General features: G+C 63.7%; 26 protein-coding genes and 1 tRNA gene. 11 read left to right on the top strand and 16 right to left on the bottom strand.

From position 1 onward, the window contains the following. Positions 1-247 precede the first annotated feature (247 nt). The 7 genes from YU3_RS0126045 to YU3_RS0126075 all read right to left on the bottom strand — a co-directional run bounded on the left by YU3_RS0126045 (position 248) and on the right by YU3_RS0126075 (position 7,290). On the bottom strand, positions 248-835 hold the full coding sequence (locus YU3_RS0126045; RefSeq protein WP_027168954.1) for an NAD(P)H-dependent oxidoreductase: 588 nt from the start codon (positions 833-835) through the stop codon (positions 248-250). After that, complete coding sequence (locus YU3_RS0126050; protein ID WP_027168955.1) at positions 835-1,416, bottom strand: NAD(P)H-dependent oxidoreductase; 582 nt, start codon at positions 1,414-1,416, stop codon at positions 835-837. Before YU3_RS0126050 ends, YU3_RS0126045 begins: the two co-directional genes overlap by 1 nt. A gap of 45 nt (positions 1,417-1,461) precedes the next feature. Further along, positions 1,462-2,859 carry an FAD-binding oxidoreductase gene (locus tag YU3_RS0126055; RefSeq protein WP_027168956.1) on the bottom strand — a complete coding sequence of 466 codons (1,398 nt, stop codon included), beginning with the start codon at positions 2,857-2,859 and terminating at the stop codon, positions 1,462-1,464. Positions 2,860-2,861: 2 nt separating this feature from the next. Then, the gene (locus tag YU3_RS0126060; protein ID WP_027168957.1) at positions 2,862-4,160 is read right to left on the bottom strand and encodes a cytosine deaminase; all 1,299 of its coding nucleotides are present in this window, start codon (positions 4,158-4,160) and stop codon (positions 2,862-2,864) included. A gap of 450 nt (positions 4,161-4,610) precedes the next feature. After that, on the bottom strand, positions 4,611-5,462 hold the full coding sequence (locus YU3_RS0126065; protein ID WP_027168958.1) for an ABC transporter permease: 852 nt from the start codon (positions 5,460-5,462) through the stop codon (positions 4,611-4,613). Then, a complete protein-coding gene (locus tag YU3_RS0126070) occupies positions 5,449-6,270 on the bottom strand; it encodes an ABC transporter ATP-binding protein (protein WP_027168959.1) in 822 nt (273 codons plus the stop codon). Before YU3_RS0126070 ends, YU3_RS0126065 begins: the two co-directional genes overlap by 14 nt. 15 nt (positions 6,271-6,285) lie before the next feature. After that, entirely contained in the window at positions 6,286-7,290 is a 1,005-nt protein-coding gene (locus YU3_RS0126075) for an ABC transporter substrate-binding protein (protein WP_027168960.1), read from the bottom strand. Between the two features lie 253 nt (positions 7,291-7,543). Between YU3_RS0126075 and YU3_RS0126080 the strand changes: the two genes are divergently transcribed. Together YU3_RS0126080 and YU3_RS0126085 are read left to right on the top strand one after the other, a co-directional pair. Continuing rightward, positions 7,544-7,927 (top strand): RidA family protein, encoded by a 384-nt coding sequence (locus tag YU3_RS0126080; protein WP_027168961.1) that lies wholly within the window; start codon positions 7,544-7,546, stop codon positions 7,925-7,927. Positions 7,928-7,994: 67 nt separating this feature from the next. Further along, positions 7,995-8,792, top strand: coding sequence for a creatininase family protein (locus tag YU3_RS0126085; RefSeq protein ID WP_027168962.1), 798 nt, complete (start codon positions 7,995-7,997; stop codon positions 8,790-8,792). 7 nt (positions 8,793-8,799) lie between these two features. Here the strand turns inward: YU3_RS0126085 and YU3_RS0126090 are convergent, their stop codons facing one another. Together YU3_RS0126090 and cobD are read right to left on the bottom strand one after the other, a co-directional pair. Next, positions 8,800-9,309 (bottom strand): tyrosine phosphatase family protein, encoded by a 510-nt coding sequence (locus YU3_RS0126090; protein ID WP_027168963.1) that lies wholly within the window; start codon positions 9,307-9,309, stop codon positions 8,800-8,802. After that, positions 9,306-10,361 (bottom strand): threonine-phosphate decarboxylase CobD, encoded by a 1,056-nt coding sequence (gene cobD, locus YU3_RS0126095; RefSeq protein ID WP_027168964.1) that lies wholly within the window; start codon positions 10,359-10,361, stop codon positions 9,306-9,308. Before cobD ends, YU3_RS0126090 begins: the two co-directional genes overlap by 4 nt. Between cobD and cbiB the strand changes: the two genes are divergently transcribed. Beyond that, positions 10,360-11,349, top strand: a complete 990-nt coding sequence (gene cbiB, locus YU3_RS0126100) for an adenosylcobinamide-phosphate synthase CbiB (RefSeq protein WP_027168965.1) — start codon at positions 10,360-10,362, stop codon at positions 11,347-11,349. The two genes, cobD and cbiB, sit on opposite strands and share 2 nt — an antisense overlap. 6 nt (positions 11,350-11,355) lie before the next feature. Here cbiB and cobO read toward each other — a convergent pair whose 3' ends face one another. From cobO to YU3_RS0126115, 3 genes are all read right to left on the bottom strand, one after another. Next, on the bottom strand, positions 11,356-11,970 hold the full coding sequence (gene cobO / locus YU3_RS0126105; RefSeq protein ID WP_027168966.1) for a cob(I)yrinic acid a,c-diamide adenosyltransferase: 615 nt from the start codon (positions 11,968-11,970) through the stop codon (positions 11,356-11,358). A gap of 1 nt (position 11,971) precedes the next feature. Further along, positions 11,972-12,517, bottom strand: a complete 546-nt coding sequence (gene cobU / locus YU3_RS0126110; RefSeq protein ID WP_051334097.1) for a bifunctional adenosylcobinamide kinase/adenosylcobinamide-phosphate guanylyltransferase — start codon at positions 12,515-12,517, stop codon at positions 11,972-11,974. Between the two features lie 124 nt (positions 12,518-12,641). After that, on the bottom strand, positions 12,642-13,328 hold the full coding sequence (locus YU3_RS0126115) for a gamma-glutamylcyclotransferase (protein ID WP_027168968.1): 687 nt from the start codon (positions 13,326-13,328) through the stop codon (positions 12,642-12,644). A 103-nt stretch (positions 13,329-13,431) separates the two neighbouring features. On the opposite strand from YU3_RS0126115, the gene YU3_RS0126120 reads away from it, so the two are divergent. Beyond that, entirely contained in the window at positions 13,432-14,610 is a 1,179-nt protein-coding gene (locus YU3_RS0126120; RefSeq protein WP_027168969.1) for an aromatic ring-hydroxylating dioxygenase subunit alpha, read from the top strand. On the opposite strand, the gene YU3_RS0126125 is transcribed toward YU3_RS0126120, so the two are convergent. Then, the gene (locus tag YU3_RS0126125) at positions 14,602-15,801 is read right to left on the bottom strand and encodes an MFS transporter (protein ID WP_027168970.1); all 1,200 of its coding nucleotides are present in this window, start codon (positions 15,799-15,801) and stop codon (positions 14,602-14,604) included. The genes YU3_RS0126120 and YU3_RS0126125 overlap by 9 nt on opposite strands. A gap of 229 nt (positions 15,802-16,030) precedes the next feature. Between YU3_RS0126125 and YU3_RS0126135 the strand changes: the two genes are divergently transcribed. Together YU3_RS0126135 and YU3_RS0126140 are read left to right on the top strand one after the other, a co-directional pair. Further along, a complete protein-coding gene (locus YU3_RS0126135; protein WP_027168971.1) occupies positions 16,031-17,032 on the top strand; it encodes a DUF1624 domain-containing protein in 1,002 nt (333 codons plus the stop codon). Beyond that, positions 17,029-17,508, top strand: coding sequence for an isoprenylcysteine carboxylmethyltransferase family protein (locus YU3_RS0126140; RefSeq protein WP_027168972.1), 480 nt, complete (start codon positions 17,029-17,031; stop codon positions 17,506-17,508). Before YU3_RS0126135 ends, YU3_RS0126140 begins: the two co-directional genes overlap by 4 nt. A 12-nt stretch (positions 17,509-17,520) precedes the next feature. Here YU3_RS0126140 and YU3_RS0126145 read toward each other — a convergent pair whose 3' ends face one another. Then, positions 17,521-17,907 (bottom strand): MerR family DNA-binding transcriptional regulator, encoded by a 387-nt coding sequence (locus YU3_RS0126145; RefSeq protein ID WP_027168973.1) that lies wholly within the window; start codon positions 17,905-17,907, stop codon positions 17,521-17,523. Between the two features lie 138 nt (positions 17,908-18,045). Then, the gene (mgtE, locus tag YU3_RS0126150) at positions 18,046-19,464 is read right to left on the bottom strand and encodes a magnesium transporter (RefSeq protein ID WP_027168974.1); all 1,419 of its coding nucleotides are present in this window, start codon (positions 19,462-19,464) and stop codon (positions 18,046-18,048) included. 461 nt (positions 19,465-19,925) lie between these two features. Here mgtE and YU3_RS0126155 point away from each other — a divergent pair, with 461 nt between their 5' ends. The 5 genes from YU3_RS0126155 (at position 19,926) to sucD (ending at position 24,992) form a co-directional block, all read left to right on the top strand. Beyond that, positions 19,926-20,597: a response regulator transcription factor gene (locus YU3_RS0126155; RefSeq protein WP_027168975.1), complete on the top strand. Its 672-nt coding sequence runs from the start codon at positions 19,926-19,928 to the stop codon at positions 20,595-20,597. A gap of 121 nt (positions 20,598-20,718) precedes the next feature. Beyond that, entirely contained in the window at positions 20,719-21,909 is a 1,191-nt protein-coding gene (locus tag YU3_RS0126160; RefSeq protein ID WP_027168976.1) for an aminotransferase class V-fold PLP-dependent enzyme, read from the top strand. Between the two features lie 10 nt (positions 21,910-21,919). Further along, positions 21,920-22,876 carry a CoA ester lyase gene (locus YU3_RS0126165; RefSeq protein ID WP_027168977.1) on the top strand — a complete coding sequence of 319 codons (957 nt, stop codon included), beginning with the start codon at positions 21,920-21,922 and terminating at the stop codon, positions 22,874-22,876. A gap of 19 nt (positions 22,877-22,895) precedes the next feature. Then, positions 22,896-24,080: a malate--CoA ligase subunit beta gene (locus YU3_RS0126170; protein ID WP_027168978.1), complete on the top strand. Its 1,185-nt coding sequence runs from the start codon at positions 22,896-22,898 to the stop codon at positions 24,078-24,080. A gap of 12 nt (positions 24,081-24,092) precedes the next feature. Further along, positions 24,093-24,992, top strand: a complete 900-nt coding sequence (gene sucD / locus YU3_RS0126175; RefSeq protein WP_027168979.1) for a succinate--CoA ligase subunit alpha — start codon at positions 24,093-24,095, stop codon at positions 24,990-24,992. Between the two features lie 158 nt (positions 24,993-25,150). Here the strand turns inward: sucD and YU3_RS0126180 are convergent. After that, positions 25,151-25,235, bottom strand: a tRNA-Leu gene (locus tag YU3_RS0126180). Positions 25,236-25,366: the final 131 nt, after the last annotated feature.

The raw sequence follows: 25,366 nt of genomic DNA on the forward strand, positions 1-25,366 counted from the left end.
CACGTGCCGCGACAACCGCTCGCTGCCCGGCGATTGCACGCTCACCAGCCACTTCGTTGTGCTCAGTTCCAAAGAGGCTGTGACTGCGCCATGATGGCCACGGGTGGCGGCGCTCGATGCGATACTCGATTGGTCATGCGACATCGGTCTTCTCCCTTGTTGCGTGGGTGGAAAACCAATCTTGGCGAAACATCGCGCCGCCATCCACGCCCTCATAGGATCTTGTGGGAGAAGGGAAGAGCCATGCTCAAAACTTCCCCAGCCTCGCCCTGACCTTCGCCAGGAACGCCGCCCGGCTCTTCGGCGTGGACGAATCCATCATGTAGTGTGCCAGGAAGAGCGTCTTGCAGCGCGTGGCGCACAGCGCCCGCATGCCGCGCAAGATGGTCTTGCGGCCGGGCTGGCCGACGATGACGCTCCACCAGGTCGGGGCGCCGCAGGTGGTGATGACACCGACCTTGGTCACATGCCGCATCAGCGACGTGATCCGCCCCTTGCCGGCCGGCAGCTTGAAGGCGATGTCGGTCGCCCACACGCGGTCGAACCAGCCCTTCAGCATTGCCGGCAGCCCATACCACCAGGTCGGATAGATGAAGAGGATCGCCTGCGCCCATTCCAGATGCTCGAAATGCGGCTTGAGCGCTGGATCGTCCGGCGCGCGGTCGTTGTAGAAGCGCCGCTCCTCGCAGCTCATCACCGGATCGAAATTCTCGGCATAGAGGTCGAGCAGCCGCACCTCCCAGCCTCGTCCCTTCAGCACCTCGACGGCGGCGTCGCGGATCGCGGCGCAATAGCTTGCCGGCATCGGATGGCAATAGACCACCAGCACGCGCATCAGAAAGCGTCCATTGTCGCAGCGACTTTCGCGATGAAGGCGTTGCGCGAACCATCGGTCGAGAGATTCATCGAATAATGCGCGAGATAGGAGACGGGAGCGCCGGGCTTTATGGTGGCCCGCAGCATGCGCTTCACGACCTTGCGCGGCGGATCGCCCATCAGCATGGCGCGAAAACGGCTGCCGCCATAGGTGGTGACGGCTGCAAGCTTACGGATGTTGTGCAGTGTCGGCCGCACCTTGCCGTCGACCAGCTTGAACGACACGCCGGGCAGGAACACGCGGTCGAAGAAGCCTTTCAGGATGGCCGGATAGCCGTAGTTCCAGACCGGAAACGACAGCACCAGCGCCTCGGCTCTCTGAAGCCTTTCCACGTAGCCGGCGACCGCATCATCAGGCCCGCGCGGGTCGTGGTAGCCGAGCCGCTCGGCGCGCGTCAGGCGCGGATCGAAATCCTCGGCGTAGAGATCGCAATCGTCGACGCTATGGCCCGCCACGCTCAGCCGCTCGATGATCGTCCGGTGCAGGCCGGAATTGAAGCTGGTCTCCACCGGATGAGCGTAGAGGACTAGGACGTTCACTGGACAACATCCCGTAGGTCAGCGCGAGGCACGCTCGTCATCGACTCACCCCGCCTTTTGCAGCCCCTTGAACAGGAACGTCCTGCCGGAGCGATAGTCGTAGTCCGGATTTTCCCAGGCGATCATCTTGCCGGGATTGAGCAGCCCTTGCGGATCGGTCTCGCGCTTGAAGGCAAGCTGCACCGCGTCGGTCTGCTTCATGCCGCCCTCTTCCAGCGTGTAGCGGTGCGGGTTGAAGATCCAGCAGCCATTATCCTCGTGGATGCGGATGATCTCGTTAAGCCGCTCTTCGGTGGTGTAGCGCACCAGCGGCAGGCCTGCGGCGCCGATCGCGCCGTCGAAGCGGATGAATTCGAGATGGGCCGGCACCTCATCGCCAAACCGATCCACCATCGCCCTGACATGGGCAAGATGATCCGGCGACGGATAGCGCGTCTGCAGATAGGTGATCGTCGGATCGACCCTGATGGCGCGCAGCGTCGTATGGTTCCATGTCAGTTCGTAGGCCGGCGGCAGGCCTTTGAGATCGGCTTCCTGGTCGGCCCGGTAGACGATCTCGCCCCGACTGCTGTGGACGAAGGCGTCGAAGGCGCCCATGGCATGCGGCGCGATCATGCACACCACGATGCTCTGCTCGCGCCGGAAGAACTTCTGGTGCCGCTTGAAATAGTCGTAGGGAATAGGCGCTGCGATCGGCGTGATCAGCTTAGCCAGTATGCCGTCCTGCACGGCGAGGTCGTTGCCGAAGCCTGCAGCGTCCATGAAATCGTCGAAGCCGACGATGACGTCGATCCAATCATAGCTGGCCGTCAGCGGCATCTCGACCTCGGTGATGATACCGTTGGTGCCATAGGCATGCATGACCTTGAGCACGTCCTCGCCGATGAGGTCCATGACGCGCGGCTCGGCCTCCATGGTCACGGTCCTGAGCCGGATGACATTGCCGAGGTCGCGCAAGCCGCCCCAGCGGATCGACCCGACGCCGCCGGAGCCGCCGGCGACGAAGCCGCCGATCGAAGCCGTGTTGTAGGTCGAAGGCGACATGCGCAGTTCCTGACCGGAATGCGCCCGCGTCGCCTTGTCGATGTCGGCCAGCACCGCGCCCGGCCCGGTCACCACACGTCCGGGGGCGATCGTCTTGACCTCGTTCATCTCCGCAAGGTTGAGGACCACGCCGCCCGACAGCGGCATGGCCTGCCCGTAATTGCCGGTGCCGCTGCCGCGCGGCGTCACCGGAACGCCGTGCTTGTGGCACGCGGCAAGCACGCGGATCACCTCATCCTCGTTTTTCGGCGTGACAATGAGATCGCCTTTGACATGGTCGAGCTGCGCCTTCAGCACCGGGCTGTACCAATAGAAGTCGCGGCTCTTCTGCTGGACGATGGCCGGATGGTCGTCGATCTTGATCCCGTCGAGATCGCGCTTCAGCGCTCCAATATCCATCGTCACACCATCAATTCGTCGAGTTCTGCATAGTCGGGCAGTTGGCGTTCGATCGCCCTGCCATCGCGCACCACGATGCGATCCGATTCGGGCCGCGACAGCAATTCGGTCCAGCTGCGGCCCTTGAAAACGATAAAATCGGCGCCGCCGCCGGCGGCGAGCGTGCCGGCACCATCGAGCCGCATCACCTCGGCCGGAGTCACCGCCACAGCTTTGGGCCAATCGCCGACCGGGTGGTCGAAATGCAGGATCCGCGTCGCCATGCGGTAGACTTCCAGCATATCCAGATCGCCATAGGCGTAGAACGGATCGCGCGTGTTGTCGGAAGCGACCGCCACCTTGATGCCGCGCTCCTTCATCTCATGCAGCAGCGTCACGCCGCGCCAGCGCGGCGTGGTGTTGTTGTTGCGCCGGTCCTGCAAATAGAGATTGCACATCGGCAGCGACACGACAGCCAGTCCTGCCTTCGCCACCTTGTCCAGCGTGTCGAACACCTCAAGGTCCGGCTGACGCGCCAGCGAGCAGCAATGGCCGACCAGGATGTTGCCTTCAAAACCGTTCCACAGCGAAGCCTCGGCGATCTTTTTCAAGGAGATTGCCGCGACATCGTCGGTCTCGTCGGCATGGAAATCGAGGTCGAGCCCGCGCTTGATCGCTTGCGCGAAAACCTGGTCGAGCAGTTCCTCGAGGTCGGGCACCATATAGGTGACGACGCCGAGCACGCCCTTGGCCCCGGCGACGCGCTTCGCCAGCCGCTCGAACCAGGCCTTGTCGCGCACGCCTTCGATGCCGAGCAGGCAGGCGGCCTGCAGGTCGATACGCCCGCGCCATCTCTCCCGCACCGCCTCGAACACCGGCCAGGAGATCTCCTCCTGCGGCGGCACGCTGTCGAGATGAGTGCGCACGGCCCTGGTTCCATGCGCGTAGGCCGAGCGCAGCGAGAAATCCATGCGCCGCGCGACGTCCTCCGCGCTCCAGCGCGCGGTGCGGTCGGCGCCGGTGGCGTTGAGCGCCCCCATGAAGGTGCCGTCGGGGTTGGGCTTTCGCGGCCAGATATGGCCCTTGTCGATATGGGTGTGGCAGTCGACGAAGCACGGCAGCACGATGCGGCCGGCAAGGTCGATCGCATCGCCAGCGACGTTTGGCTTGCCATGCGCGCTGATGCTGGAAATCTTGCCGTCGGCCACGGACATGTCGACAAGCGCGAAACCGTCGCTGTTGAAGGTTGCGGCAAGGCCGGGCGTCAGCGACCGATGAAGGCGGATGTTAGTCAGGCGATAAGAACCAGAGGTTGGTATCAAGGCCTGCCCCCCTCTGTCCTATGCAACACCGTTTCCTCAAGGGGCCGTTTGGATCGGAGACACGGTGAACGGCCGTGCGGGGACATCGCGAACAGTTCTGCACCGCCGCTAAGCTCGAAGGGAACGGCATGGATCCTCGGGTCTGCGCGTCCGCTTCGCTCCCGCTCCGCCCTAGGATGACGAAGAGAAAGGATGCCGCCACCAATCACAGACGTCGCAGATACCCGCGTTCCTACCAACCTCCAGCATTGGCGATTTGCATATGCCTTCCTGTCCTTCGTCATCCACGGGCGGAGCGGAAGCGAAGCGGACGCGCAGACCCGAGGATCCATGCCGTTACGGTCGCCAAAGAATGCGGCGGTGCAAAACCGTTCGCGATGTCTCCGCACGCCTGTTCGCCGTGTCTCTGGCCCAAGCAGCCCCTTACCGTTCTCAATCACGTCACACACCCTACCGCTCCTGCTTCAGCGCGCTTTCGTGCCAGCGGCGCAGGATGAGATGCGACACCAGCGACAGCACCAGGAAGATCAGGATGCCGGTGAGCGAGATCAGGATCAGCGCCGCGAACAGGCGTGGCGCGTTGAGTCGGTAGCCAGCCTCGATGATGCGCGAGGCAAGCCCCGACGACTGTCCCTGCGCGCCGGCGACGAACTCCGCCACAACCGCGCCGATCAGCGACAGGCCGCCGGCGATCTTCAGTCCGCCGAGGAAATAGGGCATCGCCGCCGGCAGCCGCAGATAGCGCAATTGCTGCCAGCGTGTCGCGCCGTTGAGCTTGAACAGGTCGCGCAGATTGCGGTCGACCGAATTCAGCCCGAGCGTGGTGTTGGAGAGGATCGGGAAGAAGGCGACGATCCAGGCGCAGAGCAGCAGTTTGACCGTCTGGTTGTTCACATAGATGTTGATCAGCGGAAAGATGGCGACGATCGGTGTCACCTGCAGCACGATGGCGAAGGGGAAGAACGACATCTCCACCCATTTCGACTGGGCGAACAGCACCGCCAGTCCGACGCCGCCGAAGACGGCGAGCAGCAGGCTGAGGAAAGTGATCCTGAGTGTCACCAGCAGCGAAGAGAACAACAGGCCGGCATCATTGTGCAGCGTCTGCAGCACCACGCCCGGCCGCGGCAGGATATATTGCGGGATCTCGTTCCAGACGCAGATGCGGTCCCACAGCCAGATCGCCAGCACCATGATCGCCAGCGGCAGCACCCATTTGCCGATCCGCTCCAGTCGCTCCTGGCGGACGCGGCGCGCCTCTTCGGGATCGAGCTTCAGCGTGGTGTCTTCAATGGCCGTCATGATGCGATCCGGCGGTTGAGTTGATAGCATTGACCAGCACGTCCGAGGCCTGCCGGCAAAGCGCGGCATAGTCGGGGGAAGTTCGGAACGCTTCGTCGCGCGGATAAGGCGCATCGACGCGAAGTTCGCCGAACACCCGACCCGGACGTGCGGCCATGACGACGACGCGGCTGGATAAAAATACGCTTTCGAAGACGCTGTGGGTGACGAAGACGACGGTGAAGCGTTCGTCCTGCCAAAGCTCCAGCAGGTCGTTGTTGAGCTTGAAGCGGGTGATTTCATCGAGCGCGGCGAACGGCTCGTCCATTAGAAGGATGCGCGGCTTGGTCACCATGGCCCGCGCGATCGAGACGCGCATCTTCATGCCGCCGGAAAGCTCGCGCGGCACAGCGTTCTCGAAGCCGGTGAGATGGACCCGCGACAGCATCTCCATCACCGCGGGTCCGGCCTTGGCGCGGGACACGCCTTTCAGCCTGAGCGGCAGCCAGACATTGTCGAAGACGCTGGCCCAGGGCAGCAGCGTCGGCTCCTGGAAGACGAAGCCGATGTTCGAACGGTCGATCGAGCCGCGCCAGTCGAGCTGGCCGGAGGTCGGTGTCGACAGACCGGCGATCAAGCGGAGCGCCGTCGACTTGCCGCAGCCCGACGGGCCGAGCAGGCTGAGGAAATCGCCCTCGCGGATCGCCAGGTCGACCTGGCTCAGCGCCGTCACGCCGTTGGAAAAGACCTTGCCGACATTGCGCAACGAAAGCAGCATCGGGGCCTCGCCCGATGCCGCCCGCGTCTTCGCCACCTTCTCCTGGATCATGTCAGGCAGGCCGCCTTACTTCTTCAGCTCCAGCCCGACACCCTTGTTGATGAAAGCCAGAGTGTAGGCCTTCTTGATGTCGATGCCGGGTTGCGCGACCTTGGCCTTGACCATCTTGTCGTAGAAGCTCTGGATGCGCGCATCGGTCATGGCGCCGATACCGAGCTTTTCCGAATCGCCGGAATCGACAATGCCGAATTTCTTCAACTGCTCGATCGAGAAGGCGATCTGCTCATCCGTCATGTCCGGATTGTCCTTCTTGATCATCTCGTTGGCGGCCTTGTTGTCGCCGTAGAGATAATTGTACCAGCCCTTGGCCGAACCATCGACAAAGCACTGCACCACCTCCGGCCGCTTGTCGATCGTGTCCTGCATGACCTCCACGGTCGTCGCGTAAGTATCCCAGCCATAGTCGGCGAGCAGGAACTGGTTGGGCGTGAAGCCGCCTTGCTTCTGCACCGCGAAGGGCTCGGACGTCACATAGCCCTGCTGGATCGACTTCTTGTTGGCGATGAAGGGGGCCGGGTTGAAGGTATAGGGCACGCGCTTGGCGGCATCGAAGCCGAGATCGGTGACCATCCACTGGAAGAAGGTCTGCGCACCTTCGTCGCCCATGATGTACTGATCGGCGTTCTTCAGGTCCTCCCACTTGTCCAGCCCCTGCCCTGGCTGGGACATGATGACCTGCGGATCCTTCTGGAAGTCGGACGCGACGACACGCATCGGAATGCCCTGCTGCACGGCGTCGAAGGCCGAAAGCAAATTGCCGCCCATATAGAAATCGATCTTGCCGGCAAGCAGCATCGGCCGGCCGCTGACCTGCGGGCCGCCCTGCATGATCGTGACATCGAGGCCGCACGCGGCATAGGTGCCGTCCGCGATCGCCTGGTAGTAGCCGCCATGCTCTGGTTCGGCCAGCCAGTTGGTGCCGAACGTCACTTTCTCGTTCGCGGCCGCGCCAAGCGTGCCAGCCGCCAGCAGGACGACGGCGCCCGCCAGGATCTTTTCTTTTCCGACCATAAACATCACCCTCTCTTGGCCCGGGCGCACAAAGCGCTGGACTCGACACCATTGATTCAAGAAGCAAGACACATGCCACCGCCTGGGCCGCCTGCTTGCGCGGCAGTCATTGCCAAGACCGGAAGGGTCATGCTGTACGCAAGGCATCGTGCCTATTTTTTGGACGCCTGTCCATAATCGCCCTGGCGGCATGCACCGCATCTTGAAGGTTTCATGAATCGGGCCTTAGTCTGCCGGCGGACAGGAGAATGCAATGCTCAAATATCTGACGCCCAAGTCGATTAAGCCGCCCTTCGCCCGCTACAGCCACGGCGTCGAAATTCCAGCGGGAAAGCGCATAATCCTGTGCTCTGGCCAGTTGGGCATCGGCCCGGATGACGCCGTGCCGGAAGACCCCGGCGCGCAGGCGGAGTTGTGCTTCAAGAACATTTCAGCGATTCTCGGCGAAGCCGGACTGACGCTGAACGACATCGTGCGCATCAATGCCTTCGTCAGCGATCGCGCACACTTGCAGGCCTATATGGACGTTCGCAACCGCCTGTTTTCCGATCCGGCGCCGGCCTCGACGCTGATGATCGTTTCGGGATTTGCCCGCCCGGAATTCAAGGTCGAGGTCGAGGTGCTGGCGGCAGGCTGACGGTTGCTCGCAGCCGCCAAGCACACTAGACCGCCCTTGCAGCGTAGCAGACCACTGGGAGAATAAAGTGACGACAAGACGTGTATGGTGGGGCGACTACCGGACGACGGAATACGCCTCGATCGATGCCGAAGCGACCATCGCCGTTTTGCCGGTGGCCGCGATTGAGCAGCACGGCCCGCATCTGCCGGTCTCGACCGACACCTCGATCATGATGGGCATGCTGGAAACAGTGATCGCGCGCCTGCCCGACGACCTCGACATCCGCATCCTGCCGGTGCAGGCAGTCGGCAAGTCGAACGAGCACCTGCATGCGCCGGGAACGCTCACTCTGCCCGCCACCACTTTGGTCGACGCCTGGACGGAACTCGGCCTGTCGGTCGCCCGGGCCGGGGTCAGGAAACTGATCGTCGTCAATTCGCACGGCGGCAATGAAGAGATCATGGGCATCATTTCGCGCGAATTGCGCGTGCGCGCAAAAATGCTGTCGGTGAAGACGAGCTGGCAACGCTTCGGCCGCCCGGCGGGCATGTATACGGAGCTCGAGGACCGTCATGGCATCCATGGCGGCGATGTCGAGACCTCGCTGATGCTGCATTTCCGGCCCGACCTCGTCGACATGAGCAAGGCCGACAATTTCGTCTCGAATGTCGGCCGCGCCGAAAAGGAATTCACCCTGCTGCGCCACACCGGCACGCATGCCTTCGCCTGGATCGCCAGCGACCTCAACCCGAACGGCGTGGTCGGCGACGCCTCGATCGCCACAGCCGAGAAAGGCCGCCTGACGGCGGAAATGCAGGCCGACGGTTTTATCAGCCTGGTCAAGGATGTGCGTAAGGCGAAGCTTGCGGAATGGCTGTCGTAGCCGCTCGCTACCCTGCGATATCGAGCTCGAAAGGCGTGCCTTCAAAAGCGTCGGCACCGCGCCCGATCGCTTCGATCGCCGCGATCATACGGCCATCGCGCTCGAGCAGCATGTCGGCGACGGCGACCAGCCGGGGGTTGGGCGTAGCCGTCGGCGAGAGAAAACGCAGTGTCCGGGCAAGTTCCATCTCGTCGCGCTTCGGCGCCAGCGCCGCCGCGATGATGTAGGCCGACGCGGTCGAGCGGCTGACGCCGGCATAGCAATGCACCACCAGCGGCTTCGCGCGGTCCCAGCGATAGGCGAAATCGAGCAGGGCACGGACATGATCCTCGCCTGGCATGGTCATGCCCTCCTGCGCCACGGCAATGTCATGCATGACGAGGTGCAGATGGTTTTCCGCCAGGATCGAGGCCGGACGGATTACTTCCGTGCCGGCGGCAAGCAGCGAAAGCAGCCGCTCGGCGCCGGTTCGCGCCACGGTTTCGCCGACCTTCGACAGCGAACAGACATGGATCATTTTCCGAACTCCCTGGCCGCATCTTCGCGCTCTAAGGCCCAGGCGGCAAGGGCGCCTTCAAGGCGCTGCCATTCCCCCTCGCTGCCCGGTAGGCCGATGCGCAGAACTTGAGGCCGTTCGGCGAAATGGCGGACCAGCACGCCGCTCGAGCCAAGCGCCGAAAACAAGCTTGGGGCCCCGGGAAACGGCAAATAGCGGAACAGGCTGGTGCCGCCGGCGACCGGAACATCGAATTGGCCAAGCAGCGCGTCAAGCCGCCCGGTCTCCTGTGCCAAGCGTTGCCGCATGGCGGCTTGCCATTTCGTATCGGCCAGGGCGCGGATGCCATATTCGAGCGCCGGGCCGGCCACGGCCCAGGGACCCAACTGCGCATCCAGGCGCTCGGCCGTCAGCGGATCCGCCAGCGCGAAACCGAGCCTCACACCGGCGAGGCCGAAGAACTTGCCGAACGAGCGCAGCACGACGATGCCGCCCTCCCCGACGTCACCAGCCAGGCTTTGCTCGACCGGGCCGACATCCATGAAAGCTTCGTCGACGACAAGCAGGCCGTCGTTGGCGCGAAGCCGCGCGGCGAGGTCGAGCAGGCGAGCCTTTTCGATCACCCGCCCGTCCGGATTGTTGGGATTGACCAGCACCGCAAGGTCGGCGTCGGCCAGCCCGTCGAAATCTCTCACTTCCGCAACGGCATGGCCGGCGATGGCAGCAGCCCGGGCGTGTTCGGCATAGGTCGGGCCGAGCACCAGCGCCTTGCCAGGCTGCACCAGCGAAGCCACGCGCGGCAGGAGAATCTGCGTGCCGGGCGCCGCCGACACATGCGCCGCCGACGGTGCGCCATAGGCCCTGGCCGCAATTTCGGCCAATTCACGCAGTTGTCCCGCCTCCGGCAATCGTGACAGGGCGGTGGCGGGCAGGTCGAAAAGCGGATAGGAGTGCGGATTGATACCTGTCGAGAGATCCACGAAAGGTTGTGGCGCATGAGGAAAAAGCGCGCTTGCCCGGCCAAGGCTGCCGCCATGATCAACCGCTGCAATCGCTCCGCTTAGAAGCTTCATGTCTGTCCTGATCGCTTTCCTGTCACTCGCTGTTGAACGTGCCCTCGGTTATCCGGACTGGCTGTTCAACGCCATTGGCCATCCGGTAACCTGGATCGGCAGGCTGATATCCTTTCTCGATCGCCGGCTCAACCGCGCCACCGATTCCGACGAATTGCGTCGTCACCGCGGCGTCCAGGCTCTGCTCGTTATTTTGCTGGTGCCCGGCGTCATCGGTGTGGCGCTGCATGTCATGCTCTGGCTGGTCTTTCCATCCGGCTTGGTCATCGCTGCCATCCTGGGCTCTACGCTGCTGTCGCAGAAGAGCCTCGCCGAACATGTCGAGCACGTCGCCGACGCGCTGGAGACCGGCGGCCTGACGCTCGGCCGCATCGCCGTTTCGCGCATCGTCGGCCGCGATCCCGAAAAGCTCGACAAGGCGGGTGTCGCCCGCGCCGCGATTGAAAGCCTGGCCGAGAATTTCTCCGACGGCATCGTCGCGCCTGCCTTCTGGACCGGTATCGGCGGCTTGGGCGGAGGTGCGGCCTACAAGGCCGCCAACACCGCCGATTCGATGATCGGCCACCGCACGCCGCAATACGAGGCCTTCGGCCGGGCAGCTGCCCGCTTCGACGATCTGATCAACCTGCCCGCGTCGCGGCTGACCGGCTTGCTCATCGTCCTGGCGGCCTTTGTTGTCCCCGGCGCCGATCCGGGCAGCGCCTGGCAAGTCATGCGGCGCGACGCGAAGAAACACCGCTCGCCGAACGCCGGCTGGCCGGAAGCCGCAATGGCCGGCGCGCTGGGGCTTTCGCTCGCCGGGCCACGCAGCTATGGCGGCGAGGTCGTGGAGGACGCCTTCATGGGCGAAGGCGGCCGCCGCGAGGCCGAAAGCACCGACATCCGCCAGGCGCTGAAGCTCTACCGTGTCGCCGATTGGCTGTTGCTCGGCCTGTTCGCGATCGTCTCGGCGATCATGATCTACCTGACCGTTATGATCATCGGCTAAGGCGGTTCAGAATTCGATCCCCTGCTGTGCTTTTACCCCAGCCGAGAAATGGTGCTTGGTCAGGCCCATTTCGGTGACGAGGTCGGCGGCCTCGACGAGCAGCGGCTTGGCATTGCGGCCGGTGACGATCACATGCAGGTCGTCCCGGCGCGCCTTGAGCGCCGCGACCACTTTCTCCAGATCGAGATAATCATAGCGCAGCGCGATGTTGAGCTCGTCGAGCACCACCAGGCTGATCGACGGATCGGCCATCAGCTCCAGCGCCTTGGCCCAGGCGGCTTCGGCGGCGGCGATGTCGCGCTTGAGGTCCTGCGTCTCCCAAGTGAACCCCTCGCCCATCGCATGCCAGACGACACGATCGCCGAAGGCGGCGAAAGCATCCTTTTCGCCGGTATGCCACTTGCCCTTGATGAACTGCACGACGCCGACACGCTTGCCGTAGCCCAGCATCCGCAGCGCCAGGCCGAAGGCGGCAGTGGTCTTGCCCTTGCCCGGCCCGGTGTTGACGATCAGCAGCCCCTTCTCGATCGTCTTGCCGGCCACCTCGGCATCCTGCACCGCCTTGCGCTTCGCCATCTTGGCGCGATGGCGCTCGGCGTCTTTTTCCTCGATTTCAGCCATGTCATTTCACCTTGAGCGGCAGCCCCGCCACCATCATGAGAACGCTGTCGGCTATCGCCGCGACCTGCTGGTTGAGCCGTCCCGCTGCGTCGCGGAACCGGCGCGCCAGCGCATTATCGGGCACGATGCCGAGACCGACCTCGTTCGACACCACGAACCAAGGCCCGCGCGGCTGCGACAGCACATCCATCAGCCGCCGGCATTCGGCCTCGACATCATGTTCGGCCAGCATCTGGTTGGTAAGCCACAGCGTCAGGCAGTCGATCAGCACCGGCTGGTGGTCCGGCAAAGCCGCAATCGCGCCGACCATATCGAGCGGTGCATCAATGGTCACCCAGCCTTCGCTCCGCCGCGACCGGTGCAGCGCGATGCGCTCGCGCATCTCGTCGTCATAGGCCTGCGCCGTCGCGATATAGGCCCAAGGCGATGGAAGGGCAGTCGTCAGGGTCTCGGCATGCGTGCTCTTGCCCGAGCGCGCGCCGCCCAGGATGAAGGTCAGTTTCCGATCGGATGCCTTGTCGCCGCTCGCGGCTGTCGCGCCGGTCATTCCCTGCCCTTGTCCACGGAGGAATCTTGTCGTCGCCACGAGGCCGACGGTCGCGACTTTAGGCAGAAGCACAATCACCGGCAAACCAAATTCCGCCACCGCACGGCGCGATTGCAGCAGGATCCTACGAAGCGCCGATCCGGGCGGCGACGAGCTGCTGCAACCGCCACAGATGCGCATCATGGATGCCGCGCTGCTCGAGGTTCTTCACCGTGTTGTAGAGATAGTCGGCGCCCGAACCCCAATGGCCGCAGGACGTGGCAAGCCTGTCGACCACTTCGTCCTCGCTGAGCGGACCGGCATAGGTGGTGCCCCGGCGGTTGATGACGAAGGCCAGCGCCCGCAGCGGTCCGTTGTCGGTTGAAAGCTGCAACAGGCGCGGCCAATAGCTCGTCGGCTTCAATGTCACCTCGCGCCGGAAGAGCTTGTCCAGCGCTTGCCTCCGATTGCCGTCGGCCAGCCGGAAGGCGACGCCCTTGCACTGGCCGCCGCGATCCAGCGCCATCATCAGGCCGGGCCTCTCCTTGGTGCCGCGCCAGCGCGTCATCTTCATGCAGAACGAGCGATGCCAGCCGCGCGCCACGGCGACCCGTTCCTCGACATGCTCGATCTCCGGCTTCCAGATCAGCGAGCCATAACCGAACAGCCAAAGCGGCTCTGTCGCGGGAAGCTCAGCCTCGAACGCGTCGAGCATCGCCTCATAGTCGCTATCATCCAGATGCTCCGCATCGGGATCCGGTCCCGTATCCTCGACCGCCCGGAAACAACGGGCGACCAGTTCCTCGGTAAGCGACATGGTTCTTGGCAGCATGCGTTCGACCTTAAGGTCCTCCCGCGGCCGCTACAATGTGCCGAGCCGGCAATTGACAACAGCTCTACCCGGGTGTCGGCTGTCGGCAGCCCTGGAGAAGCCGATGCAGCCCAATCCAAGCGACCGCGACTCCTACAACGGTCTGACAAAGCTCACGCCGACGCTGCCGTCGGCGGCGTATTGGGATGCCGATGCCTACCGGCGCGATCTGGACGCCATCTGGTACCGAAGCTGGCTGATGGTCTGCCGCTCGGCCGATCTTGCCGAACCCCTCGCCTACCGCACGATGCGCATCGGTTCGCAGCAGATCGTCGTTCTGCGCGACGAGACCGGCAGCCTGCGCGCCTTCCACAACACTTGCCGGCACCGCGGCTCGCAGCTTTGCCAGGAAAGTGCCGGGCGCTTGAAGGCCAGGCTGCTGACCTGCCCCTACCACGCATGGTCCTATTCGCTGCGTGGCGATCTCGTGCGCGTGCCGTCGAAATCACTGCCCGAGGGCTTCGACAAGGCGGATTATCCGCTCTACCGCGTGGCGCTCTCGGTCTGGCGCGGTCTCGTCTTCATCAATCTCGCCGAGGACCCCGGCGGCGAAGCGGAAAGCGCTTTCGATCGGGCCTCCGGCGATCTATCCAACTGGCCGCTGGAAACGCTCGTCACAGGCCACCGGTTCACCAAGGTGATGAACTGCAACTGGAAGATTTTCTGGGAGAACTTCAACGAATGCCTGCATTGCCCGGGCGTGCACAAGGACTTGTCGCGGCTGGTGCCGATCTATGGCCGCGGCCTGATGGGAAGGCATGACGATCCGGAATGGGCTCGCCACGCTGACAACGACGATCCGGAATTCTCCGGCCGCCTGCGCGCCGGCGCCGAAACCTGGTCGCAGGACGGGCACGTCCACGGCCCGGTCTTTTCCGGTTTGACCCCGGCCGAGCGCGCCGCCGGCCAGACCTACGCCACGTCGCTGCCCTCGATGTTCATTGTTGGCCATGTCGACTACATGCGCACGGTGCGGCTCACCCCGCTTGGCCCCGAGCAGACCGAGCTCACCGCCGAGTGGCTGTTCGCGCCGGATGCGCTGGGAAAGACCGATATCGACAACATCGTCGCCTTCGGCACGCAGGTGCTCGAAGAAGACGCAGCGATCTGCGAGGTGAACCAGAAGGGCCTGCGCTCGATGCGCCACGAGGCCGGCGTGCTGATGCCGGAAGAATACGACCTGCACCGCTTTCACGATTGGGTGCGCGGACGCCACGCGGAGCTCCAGCCCAAATCAAAATGACTTCGGCATATAGCGCCAGGTGACGAAGCCGCAGAAGGCGGCCAGGATACCGAGCGTGACGAACACTGATCCCAGGCCGAAGAAAGCGAGCACTACCGAATAAACGAGCGGCGGCGTCAGCTCGGAGAAATCGAGATAGGTGCGGTAGACCGCCGCCATCTGCGCCTTCTCGTAGGAACGCACCGAGCGCATGAAGGCGGTCGAGCCGAGCGCGTCGAGCGCGATGGTGAACAAGGCGCCGCAAAGCAGCAGCGCACCGGTGAGCAAAGGCGCGGCCTCGCCGATGCCACCCGCCGCAAACAATGCTGCCGACATGGAGAAGTAAGCGAAGGTCATGACGCGTCGCCCGCCGAAGCGCTTGCCCGCCCTGCCCCAGAAGATCGCCACGAACAAAAGCGCATTGCCTGCCGAAACCAGCAATCCACCGGCCAGTTCACCTTGGCCGGTGATCACCATGAACAGCGGACCGTAGACGAAGAACGTCGTCCAGAAGCAGGAGCGGCCGAAGGCGATCAGCCAGGCAAGCCGCAGCCTCGGCTGCGCGACGAAGCGGCCGATATTGGCGAGCGGATTGGCGGGACGCGACTTGCCGGGCCGGATAGATTGGTTGTCGGTCAACCGGTAGAACCAGAACAGGCAAAGCAGCGCGAACGCAAAAACCACGACCGCGCCATGCGCGGCATAGATGCCGAAATGGGTGTAGAGGAAGATGCCGAGTGTCGGCCCGCCGGTCCAGGCAAACATCGACCAGGCCATGCGCAGCGATTCCGCCTGCATGAAATCGGTCTTGCGGATGTGGTCCATGATGTAGAGGTTGAGCGTGATCGACAGCGCGCTCGCCCCCATGACGCGGCAAAGCATGCCGGCGATCTGCCCGGGCAGTGTGTGGGTCACGAAGAAGGCGGAGCCGATCGCCAGCAGCAGGCAACCGGCCGTGTAGACCCAGCGCCGCGCGAAGCGGCGGATGAGCATCGGCATGAACAGCGTGACCGAAAGGCCCATCAGCGACACGATGGTATAGAGGATCGAGACGATCCGCTCGTTGTGCAGGATCTCGTAGGCCTGGATCGGGATCACGCTGGAGATCGTGGCGCGGGCGAAGGATTCCATCGCATAGAGCGAGGCGAAGGTGCGCGCATCCGCCGGCCGCAAGGCCGGAAGCCAAATCGGATGGCGCACATGGGTGGACATCGGCCCTCCGAGGCGTGAATCACCCGTCAAATCTGGCCGTACCAGCTGCCGGCCAGTAGCAGGAAACCGACCCCGAGGGGCCGAAAAGCGAAGCCTGCCAAAGGCTTTCCGCCGCTGGCCTAAAGCGAAATTTCATGGCTGCCATGAAACGCATTGATGGCCACCTGCTTCTGTCGTCGGCGTGAACCGTGATAGTCGTTCGGCACGACTGAATCGGATTGCGAGATCAATGAGCTTTCAAACGACCGGCGAACCCGTTCAGGACACCGCAAAGCACCGCCGCATCCAGGCCATCGACATCCTGCGCGGCATCGCGCTGATTGCGATGGCGAGCTACCATTTCACCTGGGATCTCGAAAATTTCGGCTACACCGCGCCCGCCCTCACCGCCTTCGGCTGGTGGAAGTTTTATGCGCGCTGCATTGCCTCGACCTTCCTGTTCCTGGTCGGCGTCAGCCTGTTCCTCGCCCATGGCCGCCAGATCCGCTGGCCTGGCTTCTGGAAGCGCTTTGCCATGGTCGCTGCAGCGGCGATCGCCATTTCCGCCATCACCTGGTTGGTTACGCCGGACGGGTTCATCTTCTTCGGCATCCTGCATGAGATTGCGCTGGCCAGCCTGCTCGGCCTCGCCTTTCTCAGGCTGCCGGCGCTGCTGACGGCAATCATTGCTACGGCGGTCATCGCCGCGCCTTACTATCTGCGCTCGGAGTTCTTCGACCATCCGGCGCTGTGGTGGGTCGGCCTTCCCGCCACCAACCCGCGATCCAACGACTACGTGCCGCTCTTCCCCTGGTTCGGCGCTGTTCTGCTGGGTATCGCCGCGGTGAAGCTCGCTTCCTCGTCAGGCTTGCTCGCCCGGCTGGGAGCATGGGCACCCGGCCGCTGGTCGAACCCGCTGACCTTCATCGGCCGGCATAGCCTTGCCTTCTACCTCATCCACCAGCCGTTGCTGTTCGGCTCGGTATGGCTGTTGTCGCAGGTCATGCCCGCCGCCCCCCAGGACAAGGAAGCCAGCTTCCTGCCGGCTTGCCAGGCGCAGTGCGAACAGCAGCGGGACAGCAAGTTCTGTTCCAGCTATTGTGGCTGCATGCTGGACACGCTGAAGGGCGAAGGGTCTCTCGACAAGCTCTACAGCAACGACCAGTCCAGCGTCTGGAAATCGCATCTGGCCGATCTGGCGAGCACCTGCACCGCCGCGACGGAGGATCAGATGGAGGGAGGGCAGCAATGACGGGCATCGCAAAACCCAGGCACGGGATCATCCCCTGGCCGCCGGTGATCTATGTCGTGGCGATCGCGCTCAGCGTCGTGCTCGGCATGCTCTACCCGCTGCCCTGGATCGGCGACATCTTCGGCGATCTCCTGTTCGGCGTCGGCTGGGTGGCGCTGTTCGGCGTCGCCATGCTGTGGATCACGGCCATTCGCGTCATGATGCGGGCGAAGACGACATTCGATCCGAATGCCGAGCCCGATCATCTGGTGACGTCCGGCCCCTTCGGCATCACGCGCAACCCGATGTATCTTGCCAACACGCTGCTGTTGATCGGCGTCGCGTTCATCACCGGCATCGCCTGGTTCCTGCTCTTCGCCTTCCTCGCCGCCTTCGCGACGCAGAAACTGGCGATCGAGAAGGAAGAAAAGATCCTGGCGGCGAAGTTCGGCAAGAAGTACCGCGATTATGCAAAAAGGGTGCGGCGCTGGATTTGAGCCGGTCAGCGCTTAGGTGTTGACGCCCAGCTCAGCCAGCCGCTCCACGCAGGATTCTTCGGCCTGGTCGAGCTCGGCCAGCGTCTCTTCCAGGTCGCGCCGCTTCTGGCGAAGGTCCTCGCGCTTCTCCTCGATGCGCTTGATCATCAGCTTGAGTTGGCCGACCTCGCCGGGCGGCTCCTTGTACATCTGGATGATCTCGCGGATCTCGTTGATCGAGAAGCCAAGCCTTTTTCCCCGCATGATCTGGCGAATGAGATGGCGGTCGGAGGGGCGGAACAGCCGCGTTCGACCGCGCCTCACGGGCTGCACCAGCCCTTCGTCCTCGTAAAAACGCAACGTCCGCGTTGACACGTCGAACTCGCGTGTCAGCTCGGTGATCGTATAGTATTCCCGCATTCCCGCTCCCAAGCCCGGGCATCGCCGCTTGGAGCGTCGCCCTTCCCTCCGATTAGACCCATCCCGCGCCGGAATCGGCACGTGACCCCAACGGCAGCCTCGCACGGCATTTACGTAAAAGTCAATTGTAGCATTCTCTTAGGGAACGCCAAACCACCAGGTAGCTAAGCCGAGAAAGGCAAAGAAGCCAACGACATCAGTGACGGTGGTCACGAAGACCGCCGACGCCACCGCCGGGTCGATCCTCAATCGGTCGAGCAGCAACGGGATAAGGATCCCGGCAAGTGCCGCGGCGAACATGTTGATGATCATCGCTGCACCGATGATGCCGCCCAGATTGGGGTCGCGGAACCAGAAGCCGGCGACCATGCCGATAAGCACCGCAAAGACAATGCCGTTGATGAAGCCCACCCCCACCTCGCGGCGGATGATGCGGGCGGCATTGTAGATGTCGAGATCCCTGGTTGCCAACGCCCGCACGGTGACAGTCATGGTCTGCGAACCGGCATTGCCGCCCATGCCGGCGACGATCGGCATCAGCACCGCCAGCGCCACGATATGCTCGATCGTATGGTCGAAAAGGCCGATGACCGAAGCAGCAAGGAAGGCGGTCAAAAGATTGACCAGCAGCCAGGGCACGCGCGAGCGCGAGGTGGCGAGCACCGTGTCGGACAGCTCTTCGTCGCCAACGCCGCCCATGCGCAGCAGGTCCTCCTCCGCCTCCTCCTGGATGACGTCGACCACGTCGTCGATGGTGAGCACGCCGACCAACCGCTCGTTCTCGTCGACCACGGCGGCCGACAGCAGATCGTATTGCTCGAACTCTCGCGCCGCCTCTTCCTGGTCCATCGTGGCCGGAATGGCGTGGCGGGTCTCATGCATTACGTCCTCGACCTTGACCGCGCGCCTGGCGCGCAGGATCTGGTCGAGGTCGATCGCGCCCAGCAGCTTGAAACTCGGATCGATGACGAAGATCTGGCTGAAGCGGTCGGGAAGGTTCCTGTCCTCGCGCATGTAGTCGATGGTCTGGCCGATCGTCCAGAACGGCGGCACGGCGACGAACTCGGTCTGCATGCGCCGGCCGGCCGTCTCTTCCGGATAGTCGAGCGAGCGCCTGAGCCTGATACGCTCGGTAAACGGCAGTTGCGACAGGATCTCGTCCTGGTCCTCCTGATCGAGATCTTCCAGAATGTAGACGGCGTCGTCGGAATCGAGCTCCTGCACCGCCTGCGCGATCTGCGCGTTCGGCAGATTGTCGACGATGTCCATGCGGATCGCTTCGTCGACTTCGGTCAGCGCGGAGAAGTCGAAATCGGAGCCGAGCAACTCGACCAGTGCGCGGCGCTGTTCGGGATGCAGCGCCTCGATGAGGTCGCCGAGTTCGGACTGGTGCAGGTCGTCGACTTCGCGCTTGAGCGCGATCCTGTTGCGGTCGGCGATCGCCGCGCCGATCCGGGCAAGGAAGGACGACAGAACGACGCCGTCCTCGCCATAGATGTCGGCGTGGTGCTCGTCGGCGATCCTGGCGCCTATCGTCTGTTCGTCGTGGCCTTCCACCAGCGCCTCCCGCCATCAGGAATCCGGAAAGGGTGTTAAACTGGTCTAGAGCAATTCCAGGAAAAGTGTGAAACGGTTTTCCGTCCGGAATTGCGTCAAAACAAGGAGCTGGAGCGGTTCGCCGTTTCTGTCAAACGGTGACCCGCCCCAGCGCATGCGCCCGAAATCCGGAAACCGCTTTCGGAGAAATCTCATACCTGTGCGGCAGATAGCGCGACGATGCGATTCGTCTTGGCAAGATGTCACTCTAGAGCCCGGAATAGCCGGGGAAATATCGCGGCGATCTTGCCTACGGAGTCTCTGACCTACTACGCGTCGCAGGTGCGACAATGGCTTCAGCCGACGCGACAGCGCATGTCGCTGGGGAAAGAGCACCCCGTCACGGTTGAGGCAGAATTGTCATGATGCATGATCCAGCAGGATCTGCGCATCCCCTAACCGGTCGAGGACAAACGCTGCCCTTGAACATCAAGTCCGGAAAGACGAACGAGGCAAATGCCGAGCGGCGCGTTCGCGTGGTCGTTGCCGAGCGCAATCCGTTCGTTGTTTCGGCGCTCCGTGAAATGCTGGAATGCGACGGCCGCTTCGATTTGCTTGGCGCCGTGCACAGCGGCGCGCAATTCCTGGAACTGGCCGCCACCACGAAATTCGACGTCGCCGTCATCGGCTGGAAGCTCGCCGACATGGATGGCGCCGACGTCCTCACGGAAGTTCAGAACCGCCAGCTTGGCGTGCGCATCACGGTCTTCTCCAACGACCACGACATCGGCATCCTGAAACAATGCGTGCGCCTCGGCGCGCAGGGCTATTGCTTCCAGTTCGACGACCCGCCGATCATCTTCGAGACGATCCTGGCTGTCGCGCATGGCCGCATCTGCATTCCCTATATCGACATCAACAAGGTCAACGACACGCCTTTGTCCCGGCTCACCGTGCGCGAGCGCGAGTTGCTTGCGGTGCTTTCCGACGGCTGGACCAATCTGCAGATCGCGACGCGGACCGGGATTTCCGAGAACACGGTGAAGTATCACTTGAAGAACCTCTACGACAAGCTGGACGTCCGCAACCGCGCCATGGCCGTCGCGCTCTATTCCAGCGAGAAACGCCGCCCTTCCAAATCGCCAATCGGGTAGGCCGATCGGGTAGGACGGTCCCACCCGCAAGGGCCAACAACTTACCCGGCAAGGTGTTGTTGGCGAGCCTCGCCGAGACGAAACTTCCTCCACCATCCCAAACGACCGGAGGAGTTCGCGCATGGCTGGGTTCACGCATCTTTTCATCCCGGGGCCCACCAACATTCCCGAACAAGTCCGGCAGGCCATGAACCTGCCGATGGAGGATATGCGCGCCGCCTCCTTCCCGGACCTGACGCTGCCGCTGTTCGAGGACATCAAAAAGGTCTTCAAGAACGAAACCGGCCGCGTTTTCATCTACCCCTCCTCCGGCACCGGCGCCTGGGAAGCGGCGATGACCAATGTGCTCAGCCCCGGCGACCGGGTGCTGATGTCGCGCTTCGGCCAGTTCTCGCATCTGTGGGTCGACATGGCCGAGCGCCTCGGCTTCGAGGTCGACGTCGTCGACTGCGAATGGGGAACCGGCGTTCCGCTCGAAATCTACGCGGAGCGGCTGAAAGCGGACAAGGCGCACCGCATCAAGGCGATCTTCTGCACGCAGAACGAGACCGCGACCGGCGTCACTAGCGACGTCGCCGGCTGCCGCGCCGCGCTCGATGCGGCGGACCACCCGGCGCTCCTCTTCGTCGACGGCGTCTCCTCGATCGGCTCGATCGACTTCCGCCAGGAGGAATGGGGCGTCGACTGCGCCGTCAGCGGCTCGCAGAAAGGCTTCATGCTGCCGGCCGGCCTCGGCTTCCTGTCGGTCAGCAAGAAAGCGCTCACCGCCTCCCGGGTGTCGACCCACCGGCGCTGCTTCTTCTCCTTCGAGGACATGATCCGCGCCAACGACGCCGGCTATTTCCCCTACACGCCCGCGACCCAGCTGCTACGCGGCCTGCGCGCTTCGCTCGACCTGATTGAGGAGGAAGGGCTGGGCAACATCTTCGCCCGCCATCATCGTCTTGGCGAAGCGGTGCGCAAGGCTGTCGATGCCTGGGGCCTGAAGCTTTGCGCCAAGGCGCCGAAATGGCATTCCGACACGGTCAGCGCCATCCTGGTGCCGGAAGGCATTGAAAGCGGCGACGTGGTCATGCGCGCCTATCAGGCCTACCAGACCTCGCTGGGCGGCGGCCTCAACAAGGTGTTCGGAAAAGTCTTCCGCATCGGCCATCTCGGCTGGCTGAACGAGGTGATGGTCTGCGCCTCACTGTCGGCCGCCGAAATGGCGCTTCTCGATTGCGGCGTGCGACTGGCGCCGGGTTCCGGCGTGGCCGCGGCCATCGAGCATTTCCGCCGCACGGCCGACGTGCCGGTCGCCAAGGCGGCGTGAGGAACGCACCATGAGCCACACCATCAACCATCTGAAGAAACTGAGGCTTCAGCGTAGTGAGCTGGCCGTTCCGGGTTCAAGCCCGGAGATGATCGACAAGGCGGCGAACAGCGCCGCCGACTTCGTCTTCCTCGACATCGAGGATGCCGTCGCGCCGCCCGACAAGGAGCGCGCCCGCAAGAACATCATCCAGGCCCTCAACGACATCGACTGGCGCGCCAAAGGCAAGACCGTCTCGGTGCGCATCAACGGTCTCGACACCCACTACATGTACCGCGACGTGGTCGACGTCATGGAACAGGCCGGCGACCGCCTGGACACCATCCTGGTGCCGAAGGTCGGCGTGCCGGCCGACCTCTATATGGTCGAGGCCATGGTCAACCAGATCGAGATGGCCAAGGGTTTCAAGACCCGTGTCGGCCTTGAAGCGCTGATCGAGACGGCGCTGGGCATGGCCAATGTCGAGGCGATCGCCGCCACGCCCGGCCGCCTGGAAGCCATGCATTTCGGCGTCGCCGACTACGCCGCCAGCAACAAGGCGCGCACCGTCAATATCGGCGGCCTCAACCCGGACTATCCCGGCGACCAGTGGCATTTCGCCCTGTCGCGCATGACGGTCGCCTGCCGCGCCTATGGCCTGCGCGCCATCGACGGACCGTTCGGCGATTTCTCCGATCCGGAAGGCTACAAGGCAGCCGCAAGGCGTGCCGCAGCGCTCGGCATCGAAGGCAAATGGGCGATCCACCCGTCGCAGATCGCTTTGGCCAACGATGTGTTCTCGCCGCCGGAGAAGGAGGTCACGCGTGCCCGCCGCATCATCGAGGTGCTGAAGGAAGCAGAGGCGCTCGGCAAGGGCGCGGCTGCCCTCGACGGCAAGATGATCGACGCGGCGTCGGAGCGCATGGCGCGCAACGTGCTGGTGGTGAGCGAAGCGATCGAGCGCGCCGGCCAGGCTGCCACGCACTGACAATTACCGGGAGGACAAAATGGACATTCACGAATACCAGGCCAAGGAACTGCTTGCCCGCCACGGCGTGCATGTGCCGCGCGGCGGCCTCGCCTACAGCCCCGAGCAGGCGACCTACCGTGCCAGGGAGGTCGGCGGCTCGAAATGGGTGCTGAAGGCGCAGGTGCACTCCGGCGCGCGCGGCAAGGCCGGCGGCATAAAACTCTGCTCCAATGACGAGGAGATCTCCAACGCCGCCGAAGCCATGCTCGGGCGCAAGCTGGTGACCAACCAGACCGGCCCGCGCGGCAAGCTGATCTCGCGTCTTTATCTCGAGGAAGCCGTCGATATCGCGCAGGAGCTCTATCTCGGCTTCGTGCTCGACCGTAAGGAAGAGCGCGTCATGATCGTGGCGTCGGCCGCCGGCGGCATGGAGATCGAGGAGATCTCCGAAAAACAGCCTGATTCCATCATCCGCGCCGTGGTCGATCCCGGCGTCGGCATGCAGGGCTTCCAGGCGCGCGAGATCGCCTTCGGCCTCGGCCTTGAAAGCAACCTGATCGGCAAGGCGACCGAAACCATCCTCGGCTGCTACCAGGTGTTCCGCGACTACGACGCCTCGATGCTGGAGATCAATCCGCTGGTGGTGACGCGCGACGGCAGCCTCGTCGCGCTCGACGCGAAAATGTCGTTCGACGAGAACGCGCTGTTCCGGCGGCCGGAAATCTCCGAGCTGCGCGACAAGAGCCAGGAAGACCCGCGCGAGACCTTCGCCAGCGACCGCGGCCTTTCCTATGTCGGCCTGGAAGGCAATATCGGCTGCATCATCAACGGCGCAGGCCTCGCCATGGCGACGATGGACATGATCAAGATCGCCGGCGGCGAGCCAGCCAACTTCCTCGATATCGGCGGCGGCGCCTCGCCCGAGCGGGTGGCGAAATCCTTCCGCGCCGTGCTTGGCGACAGACAAGTCGAGACCATCCTGGTCAACATCTTCGCCGGCATCAACCGCTGCGACTGGGTGGCCGAAGGCGTCATCAAGGCGATCCGCGAGGTCGGCGTCGACGTGCCGCTGGTGGTGCGCCTCTCCGGCACCAAGGTCGAGGAAGGACGCAAGATCCTGGCCGATTCCGGCGAGAAGGTGATCGTCGCCGACACGCTGGCGGAAGCCGCCGAAAAGGCCGTCGCCGCCTGGCGTGCGGCCGCCAAGAAAAAAGCAGCCTGAGAGGTCGAGAAAATGGCAATCCTGCTCAACCGCAGCACACGCGTCATCGTTCAGGGCTTCACCGGCAAGATCGGCAGCTTCCATGCCGACGACATGAAGCGCTACGGCACCAAGCTGGTCGGCGGCGTCACCCCCGGCAAGGGCGGCCAGACGCATCTCGGCCTGCCCGTCTTCAACACCGTCAAGGGCGCCGTGCGCGAGACCCGCGCCGAAGCCAGCATCGTCTTCGTGCCACCGCCCTTCGCCGCCGACTCGATCATGGAGGCGGCGGATGCCGGCATCAAGCTCTGCGTCTGCATCACCGACGGCATCCCCTCGCAGGATATGATGCAGGTCAAGCGCTACATGCGCCGCTACCGTTTCGAGGACCGCATGCGGCTGGTCGGACCGAACTGCGCCGGCGTCATCACGCCCGGGCAGGCGCTGATGGGCATCATGCCGGGCAGCATCTATCTGCCCGGACGCGTCGGCATCGTCGGTCGGTCCGGCACGCTGGGCTACGAGGCCGCCTCGCAGATGAAAGCGCTGGGCATCGGCGTGTCGACCAGCGTCGGCATCGGCGGCGATCCGATCAACGGCTCATCTTTCAAGGACATCCTGCAGCTCTTCGAGCGCGACGACGACACCGACGTCGTGGTGATGATCGGCGAGATCGGCGGCCCGCAGGAAGCCGAAGCCGCGATCTGGGCGCGCGACAATATGCGGAAGCCGCTGATCGCCTACATCGCCGGCCTTTCCGCCCCGAAAGGCCGTCGCATGGGTCACGCCGGCGCCATCATCTCCGCCTTCGGCGAATCGGCGCAGGAGAAGGTCGAGATCTTGAAGGAAGCCGGCGTCGTCATCGTGCCGACGCCTGCTTCCTTCGGCGAAGTGGTGGCCGATACGCTGGCGCGCACGAAGAAGGCGGCTTGACCGGTTTGGCCTGACGGCTTCGGACAAACTTGGAAATTGAGGCGGCGGCGCGGTCTTCATGGCCCGCCGCCGCTTTCATTTTGACGCACAAGAATTGCGCGTACAGCGACGACAGTCGCGTGCAAGCGCCAAATTCTATCGGCTTTTTGGGGAGAGATTGGTGCGGTCGAGAAGACTCGAACTTCCACGGGTTGCCCCACAGCGACCTCAACGCTGCGCGTCTACCAATTCCGCCACGACCGCACGTGGTAGGAGCCGGAACGGTCCGGCTCGGGGCCTGTAGCAAATCGTTTCCGGCGAAACAAGGGTGCCGGGCGGAATAATCGCCAATGCATGTCGCCCAAAAGTGCGTAGCGGTTTTGGGAGAACGGCAT

It is taken from the genome of Mesorhizobium sp. WSM3224 (assembly GCF_000427725.1).
Lineage (GTDB): Bacteria > Pseudomonadota > Alphaproteobacteria > Rhizobiales > Rhizobiaceae > Mesorhizobium.

Coding starts and splice junctions, on each gene's coding strand:
- YU3_RS0126045 (WP_027168954.1), bottom strand. CDS start 835: ATGCGCGTGCTGGTGGTCTATTGCCATCCGATGCCGGCAAGCTATTGC.
- YU3_RS0126055 (WP_027168956.1), bottom strand. CDS start 2,859: ATGGATATTGGAGCGCTGAAGCGCGATCTCGACGGGATCAAGATCGAC.
- YU3_RS0126065 (WP_027168958.1), bottom strand. CDS start 5,462: ATGACGGCCATTGAAGACACCACGCTGAAGCTCGATCCCGAAGAGGCG.
- YU3_RS0126070 (WP_027168959.1), bottom strand. CDS start 6,270: ATGATCCAGGAGAAGGTGGCGAAGACGCGGGCGGCATCGGGCGAGGCC.
- YU3_RS0126075 (WP_027168960.1), bottom strand. CDS start 7,290: ATGGTCGGAAAAGAAAAGATCCTGGCGGGCGCCGTCGTCCTGCTGGCG.
- YU3_RS0126080 (WP_027168961.1), top strand. CDS start 7,544: ATGCTCAAATATCTGACGCCCAAGTCGATTAAGCCGCCCTTCGCCCGC.
- YU3_RS0126090 (WP_027168963.1), bottom strand. CDS start 9,309: ATGATCCATGTCTGTTCGCTGTCGAAGGTCGGCGAAACCGTGGCGCGA.
- cbiB (WP_027168965.1), top strand. CDS start 10,360: ATGTCTGTCCTGATCGCTTTCCTGTCACTCGCTGTTGAACGTGCCCTC.
- cobD (WP_027168964.1), bottom strand. CDS start 10,361: ATGAAGCTTCTAAGCGGAGCGATTGCAGCGGTTGATCATGGCGGCAGC.
- cobO (WP_027168966.1), bottom strand. CDS start 11,970: ATGGCTGAAATCGAGGAAAAAGACGCCGAGCGCCATCGCGCCAAGATG.
- cobU (WP_051334097.1), bottom strand. CDS start 12,517: ATGACCGGCGCGACAGCCGCGAGCGGCGACAAGGCATCCGATCGGAAA.
- YU3_RS0126115 (WP_027168968.1), bottom strand. CDS start 13,328: ATGCTGCCAAGAACCATGTCGCTTACCGAGGAACTGGTCGCCCGTTGT.
- YU3_RS0126120 (WP_027168969.1), top strand. CDS start 13,432: ATGCAGCCCAATCCAAGCGACCGCGACTCCTACAACGGTCTGACAAAG.
- YU3_RS0126125 (WP_027168970.1), bottom strand. CDS start 15,801: ATGTCCACCCATGTGCGCCATCCGATTTGGCTTCCGGCCTTGCGGCCG.
- YU3_RS0126135 (WP_027168971.1), top strand. CDS start 16,031: ATGAGCTTTCAAACGACCGGCGAACCCGTTCAGGACACCGCAAAGCAC.
- YU3_RS0126140 (WP_027168972.1), top strand. CDS start 17,029: ATGACGGGCATCGCAAAACCCAGGCACGGGATCATCCCCTGGCCGCCG.
- YU3_RS0126145 (WP_027168973.1), bottom strand. CDS start 17,907: ATGCGGGAATACTATACGATCACCGAGCTGACACGCGAGTTCGACGTG.
- YU3_RS0126160 (WP_027168976.1), top strand. CDS start 20,719: ATGGCTGGGTTCACGCATCTTTTCATCCCGGGGCCCACCAACATTCCC.
- YU3_RS0126165 (WP_027168977.1), top strand. CDS start 21,920: ATGAGCCACACCATCAACCATCTGAAGAAACTGAGGCTTCAGCGTAGT.
- YU3_RS0126170 (WP_027168978.1), top strand. CDS start 22,896: ATGGACATTCACGAATACCAGGCCAAGGAACTGCTTGCCCGCCACGGC.
- sucD (WP_027168979.1), top strand. CDS start 24,093: ATGGCAATCCTGCTCAACCGCAGCACACGCGTCATCGTTCAGGGCTTC.